The organism is Pedobacter sp. 01N416 (genome assembly GCF_056399685.1).
Window position 1 is genome coordinate 1 of record NZ_JBFTRT010000352.1, and the last position, 5,304, is coordinate 5,304.

Consider the following 5,304-nt stretch of genomic DNA (forward strand, 5'->3'; position numbering starts at 1 on the left):
AAGTGGAAGAAAAACCAGCTGAAGCAAAACCGGTAAGCAACGAGCCTGAGACTGAAAAGCCAGTAGAAGCGCCGAAGAAGAATACCGATTTTGAGAAAAATGAAGAGATTTTAATTAAAAATGCTCAATCATTTACGCCTCCGGTAGAGAAACCAAAGGTTGTAGAAACCCCTAAGGCAGAAACACCAGCCCCTGCGGCAGCAGTAGAGCCAGTAAAAGAAACTAAGGCAGAAGATAAAGTTGAAGAAACTGGATTGCCAGGGGTTAAAATTGTAGGGAAGATCGATTTAAACGATTTTAACTCGAAAACACGTCCGGCTAAGAAAGAAGAAACACCTGCTGCACCTGTAGTAGAACAGCCAGTGGTTAAAGCACCTGAGCCTGTAAAACCAGTTGAACAACCTAAAGTGGAAGAGAAACCGGTTGAGGTTAAAAAGGAAGAAACACCTGCTCCTCCAGCGCCGGTTGTAGCGCCACCAGTGGCTAAAGCACCTGAGCCTGTAAAACCAGTTGAACAACCTAAAGTGGAAGAAAAACCAGCTGAAGCAAAACCGGTAAGCAACGAGCCTGAAGTAATTAAAGCACGTACCGTTAAATTAACCGGTCCGAATATTATTGGTAAAATTGTTTTACCAACAACTCCGGATAGAAGAAACGGTCCGGTAGCATCATCTAGCGATAGTGAAGCTGCTAAACGTAAGCGTAAACGCAAAAAAACTCCAGGAGCACCTGGCCAACCAGGTCAACACGGCGGTCAAGGCCAGCAAGGACAAAATAATCCTGCAGGTCAGGGCCAAGGTCAAAGTGGTACACCAGGGCAACCTCGTACACCTTATCAAGGTAACAGACCAGGCGGTGGAACTCCATACCAAGGTAACAGACCAGCGGGACAAGGCGGAACTCCATACCAAGGAAATAGAAATAACAACAATAACAGACCAGGTTTCCAAAATAGAAACGCTACACCAAGCGGACCTAAAGAAGAACCTACTGAGAAAGAAATTCAAGATCAGATCAAAGCAACACTTGCCCGTTTAAGTGGTGCTGGTAAATCGGGTAAATTTGCACAACGTGCTAAATTACGTCGTCAGAAACGTGATGATGTAGCATCGAATGCAGAAGAGGCTGCAAATGAGCTTGAATCTCAATCGAAAATATTAAAAGTAACAGAATTTGTTACGGCTAATGAGTTAGCGAGCATGATGGATGTACCAGTTACCAAAATTATTGGTACCTGTATGAGTCTAGGGATGTTCGTTTCCATTAACCAGCGTTTAGATGCTGAAACCTTAACCATTGTTGCAGATGAGTTTGGTTACGAAATTCAATTCGTTAAACCAGATGAGGATGAAGAAAATGTAATTGAGGAAGAAGATAACGAGGCAGATTTAATCGAGAGAGCTCCGGTTGTTACGATTATGGGCCACGTCGATCACGGTAAAACCTCATTGCTGGATTATATCCGTAAAGCAAACGTGGTAGCTGGTGAGGCAGGTGGTATTACCCAGCACATTGGTGCTTACATGGTAACTACACCAACCGGTAAAAAAGTAACCTTCTTAGATACTCCAGGTCACGAAGCCTTTACAGCGATGCGTGCACGTGGTGCTAAGGCTGCCGATATTGCCATTATTGTTATCGCAGCTGATGATGCGGTGATGCCTCAAACTAAAGAGGCGATTAACCACGCACAGGCTGCAGGCGTACCATTGGTATTTGCTTTCACTAAAGTAGATAAGCCAGGTGCAAATGCAGATAAAGTACGCGAGCAATTATCAGTAATGAATATCTTGGTTGAAGATTGGGGCGGTAAATATCAGTCGCAGGAAATCTCAAGCAAAAGCGGCTTAAATGTTGATTTACTTTTAGATAAAGTGTTATTAGAAGCAGAATTATTAGAGCTGAAAGCGAATCCGAATAAGAGAGCTACAGGTACTGTAATCGAGTCTGCATTGGATAAAGGACGTGGTATTGTAACTACGGTATTGGTTCAGGCCGGTACGTTAAGAGTGGGAGATCCAATCTTAGCGGGTAGTTATAGTGGACGTGTAAAAGCATTAACCAACGAGCGTGGTGCTAAGGTAGAATCAGCAGGCCCATCACAACCGGTACAGGTTTTGGGTATGCAAGGTGCACCTACAGCAGGCGATAGATTTAATGCTTTAGAAAGTGAAACCGAAGCACGTGATATTGCAAACAAACGTATGCAGTTACAACGCGAACAGGGATTACGTACGCAGAAACACATTACATTGGATGAGATCGGTCGTCGTTTGGCTATCGGTAACTTTAAAGAGCTTAACATCATTGTTAAAGGTGATGTGGATGGTTCAATCGAGGCATTGGCCGATTCATTGTTGAAACTATCAACTGAGCAAATCCAGATCAATATCATCAGTAAAGGTGTTGGTCAGATTTCAGAATCTGATGTGTTGTTAGCTTCGGCTTCTGATGCGATTATTATTGGTTTCCAGGTTCGTCCATCAACAGGTGCACGTAAACTTGCAGAAGCTGAGCAGATCGATATCCGCTTATATTCTATCATCTACGATGCAATCAACGAGATTAAATCAGCGATGGAAGGTATGTTGGATCCGGAATTCGAAGAGAAAATTGTGGCTAACGTTGAGATTCGTGAAACTTTCAAAATTACTAAAGTGGGTACCATTGCAGGTTGTATGGTATTGGATGGTAAGATTACCCGTAACAGCAAGATCCGTATCGTTAGAGATGGTGTTGTTGTATACACCGGTGAACTGGCATCGTTAAAACGCTTTAAGGATGACGTGAAAGAGGTTAATAAAGGTTACGAGTGTGGTTTAAACATTCAGAACTTTAATAACATCGAAGTTGGCGATATTGTAGAAGCTTACGAACAAGTAGAAGTAGCTAGAAAACTGTAATCGGTTCTCTGTTAAAATAAAGTAAGGGCATCAATGATATTGATGCCCTTTTTGTTGGAGAGAAATTATTTTGTGCTTTTCAAAATCTGATTGAATGATTATCTGATGAATCGGGATATTGTATAACCCAGCAATTTTATGCAATTGCGATATGGCAAAATCTACTTCATTATTTTCCCACTTTCGATAAGCAACCCTGCTTATTCCGATTACATCAGCAACATATTGCTGTGTATAATTGTATTTATCCCTATACCTTCTTAAGGTATTTCCTATATCTAACATGTTGAGAAGCGTTAATGACTATGTATTTGTATTATTTACTTATTGTATTATAATAAGTAAATAATGATAATAAAGGGTTGTCAAAATTAATATTTTTTCTTTGTCTTTTTGTGAAAAAAACAATTATGAAAAGAAAAATTTTAACCTGTTTTAAGTTGTTGATTGCAAGCACTTGGTGTTCGGAGCTTTGCAAGGATGTAAGAAAAACCAAAAAACCGATAATCAACCTATCACAATAGAGAAAAAAAGTGAGATTAATGAGATTATTACTTTTATTGCAACCACCACTGAAATGCCAAAAGAAAAAATCTCTTTTGATAAAGACAAAAAAGAATTCTACATCTCAGGTACCAACTTCAAAGAATCACTAGAAGATATGCAGAAAAGATATAATAATGCTAATGAATATAAGTTTAAAAATTCTAAATAACATGAAAAGAATTATATTTTTAGTATTAGTACTTATTACAGGTTTAAATGTATACGCTACGCCAGCCATCTCTAATTTTTCTATTGAAAGCACCTATCTACAAAATTCAAAAATTAAAGTTTATGGTGGGACAGATAGCTATTTCGTAGCCTCATACACACTCTCAAGATCTTACGTTAATGGCTCTGCGGTATTGGAAGAGGTAAATGCTCAGGTAAGGTTGATTGCTGGAGTAACCAATATCACTGAGTTGGATGACAATAATAATACTTTCCGCATAGTGACATCTTCCGATTTTGTTACACCCACGGGAAGTGTTTCGGATTATTCAAATGTGAAATATATACAGGGTGTCATACCTGAATCAATTAACACGTCAAATGTCTTTTTACAAATAAGATATTATAGTTCCTCAACTAATACATGGGGTGAGTGGATCACATCGAATGTTAATTTTGCAACAATAAATGTAGCACCAGCACCAGCAATAGACGCCCCAGTCGCAGATAGTTATCCATTATATTCCTATACAAATGAGAGGGGAGGGACACGCTTTTACACAACTTATAGAGGGCCTGTTATCTCTCGAGATTACCTTGGTAATGAGATATTTGCTGGAGTAATTGGGTATGTTTTTAAAGTTCAGAAACCTGGAACTATTCCGCTTTATGAGTTTTATCACAACTATGATACTGAGGAGATAATTAAGTATTACTCAACGGAACCTACTCATCCAGTTTATGGCGCTCCAACTATGATCATAGGTTATGTCTATAGTAATCAGGTAAGCAAGACACGACCTGTATATCAACATAAAAGCCAGTCTGCAAATAATTATATTTACGTTGACGGACCTGGGACATTCGATGGTTATGCACTTAATGGAATCGCTTTTTACCTTCTTATGAAACCTCATCCAAATCCGACGTTTCCGCTACCTGAAGAGGATGTAGAGGAACTATATCAATATTATAGTACAAGTGGTGATCATTTCTATACTACAATAAGGAAAGATAGGCCTGGTTACACATACGAAAAGGTTCTAGGATATGTTCACTCGATTCAAAAACCCGGTACTATCCCGCTTTATRGATATGTTGCCCATAATTCTCCATCTGGTGATCATTATTATACAACGAGCCAGCAAAATTATGGTGGATATACTTATGAGGGTATAGTTGGCTATGTTTATGGAAGCGCTGGTATAGCAGGTACGTCGGCTGTTTATAGTTACTTTGCGCCTGGTAATGGTGATCATTATTATAATACGCTTAATACATCATATGGAGGTTATGTCAGCGAGGGAATAAAATTCTACATGTTAACTTACAACCATTAACTGTAATATTTTACATACATAAATGTTAAAAGAGTTCCGAATTAATTCGGAACTCTTTTTTTTAACAGATATTTGACATTTATCTACCTATACTATTTAATGGATTTTGAATTAAAAACCTTACAAACACAGGAGAAAAAGAGTTTTAACTTCGTTGATACAATTCGGTGTATTTCAATGATAGGAATTGTTTTTGAGCATTCTGCAATACTTTGGGGGGCTAAATATAACAATACAACTGATGTTTGGCTACAAATTACTACTATGCAATTTTGGAAGTTTGCTACAATTGCCTTTTTCCTTATTGGTGGTTTTTTGATTAATTACAAATTTACAGAGTATACGCC

5 protein-coding genes are annotated in these 5,304 nt (G+C 38.6%); 4 read left to right on the forward strand and 1 reads right to left on the reverse strand.

The features are described 5' to 3' along the window. Nucleotides 1–2,903: translation initiation factor IF-2 (gene infB / locus AC1DND_RS18430; RefSeq protein WP_477583838.1), on the forward strand; the 2,903-nt coding region annotated here is incomplete at its 5' end. 30 nt (nucleotides 2,904–2,933) lie between these two features. Here the strand turns inward: infB and AC1DND_RS18435 are convergent. After that, nucleotides 2,934–3,188 (reverse strand): helix-turn-helix transcriptional regulator, encoded by a 255-nt coding sequence (locus AC1DND_RS18435; protein WP_477583840.1) that lies wholly within the window; start codon nucleotides 3,186–3,188, stop codon nucleotides 2,934–2,936. A gap of 175 nt (nucleotides 3,189–3,363) precedes the next feature. Here AC1DND_RS18435 and AC1DND_RS18440 point away from each other — a divergent pair, with 175 nt between their 5' ends. The 3 genes from AC1DND_RS18440 to AC1DND_RS18450 all read left to right on the forward strand — a co-directional run. Further along, on the forward strand, nucleotides 3,364–3,618 hold the full coding sequence (locus tag AC1DND_RS18440; RefSeq protein WP_477583842.1) for a hypothetical protein: 255 nt from the start codon (nucleotides 3,364–3,366) through the stop codon (nucleotides 3,616–3,618). Between the two features lies 1 nt (nucleotide 3,619). Further along, nucleotides 3,620–4,957 carry a hypothetical protein gene (locus tag AC1DND_RS18445; protein ID WP_477583843.1) on the forward strand — a complete coding sequence of 446 codons (1,338 nt, stop codon included), beginning with the start codon at nucleotides 3,620–3,622 and terminating at the stop codon, nucleotides 4,955–4,957. A gap of 99 nt (nucleotides 4,958–5,056) precedes the next feature. Next, nucleotides 5,057–5,304: hypothetical protein (locus AC1DND_RS18450; RefSeq protein WP_477583844.1), on the forward strand; the 248-nt coding region annotated here is incomplete at its 3' end.

Coding starts and splice junctions, on each gene's coding strand:
- AC1DND_RS18435 (WP_477583840.1), bottom strand. CDS start 3,188: ATGTTAGATATAGGAAATACCTTAAGAAGGTATAGGGATAAATACAAT.